This is a genomic window from Kineococcus esterisolvens (genome assembly GCF_050871405.1).
In the GTDB taxonomy this organism is placed as follows: Bacteria; Actinomycetota; Actinomycetes; order Actinomycetales; family Kineococcaceae; genus Kineococcus.
Window position 1 is genome coordinate 1 of the sequence record NZ_JBJLRI010000152.1, and the last position, 934, is coordinate 934.

Here is a 934-nt window from a genome sequence, read left to right on the forward strand (position 1 = left end):
CAGAAGCTGACGTCAGCTAAGCCTGAATTAAGATCGACGCGCGAGCAGTCGCACTCCGTCAGCCGAACATCGACAGAAGAGGGCGCCGGCGTCCGTTCATGATCGCGCCCGGAGGGCGGGATGACCGCGAAGTCGGCCTCAGGTGGGTGTGACCTGCGCTGGTGATCAGGTCAGGGCGTAAACGATCGCCGCCACGGTGCCGGGCGCAGGAGCGATCGTGACGGTCGTCGGCGACGCCTGCGTCGTGGTGCTCACGCTCAGGGTCGTGGTCGCAGTCTCCGGCGAGCACTGCGGCAGCTGCGTGCTCCCACTGGTCTCGCCGATGGCCAAGGTGATGGTCAACGAGCCCGTGCCGGTGCAGTACACGCTCAGCTGGTGAGCTCCCGCGGGCCGGGGCTGGGCGTCCTGGTCGCGCAGCGTCGTGCTCTGCCAGCCGTCCAGGCCGGTGCTGCCGCTGCGCAAGCCCGAGGCCGCGACCGCCCCCCCGGGGGGGCGGTGAACTGCTGCTGCTGGGTGTGCAGGTACGTCTCCAGCCGTGCCTCGGCCTCAGCCGCGGGCACAGCAGTGGATCCGGCCGTGGGCGTCGCTGGCGTGGCCGGTGTCGCTGGTGTTGACGTCGGGGTGGTGCCGGTCGGCGGTGCTGGACTCGGACGGTCCGTGCACGCCGTCATCGCCAGGGCCGTGGAGACGGCGATGAGGGCCGCTGGGGACAAGAAGCACCGACCGCGGCGGGTGGTGGTGGAAGACATCGCCACGACTGTGCCACGCAAGGCCGCGCAGCGGTCGAGGCCATCGGGTCGTCAACCCGCGCGGCCGGCGGGATGAGCGGGAGCAAGCCGACGCGAACGGCTCGCCTGTGAGGTAAGACGGGGATCGTGCCGAGTGAAGCGTCGATGGGTTGGCTGCTGATCAAACGCCCGGCCGGTCACTACCG

At 70.2% G+C, this 934-nt stretch carries 1 protein-coding gene; it reads left to right on the forward strand.

The features are described 5' to 3' along the window. Positions 1 to 217 precede the first annotated feature (217 nt). Positions 218 to 379, forward strand: a complete 162-nt coding sequence (locus ACRYR8_RS21185) for a hypothetical protein (protein ID WP_432486242.1) — start codon at positions 218 to 220, stop codon at positions 377 to 379. Positions 380 to 934 lie beyond the last annotated feature (555 nt).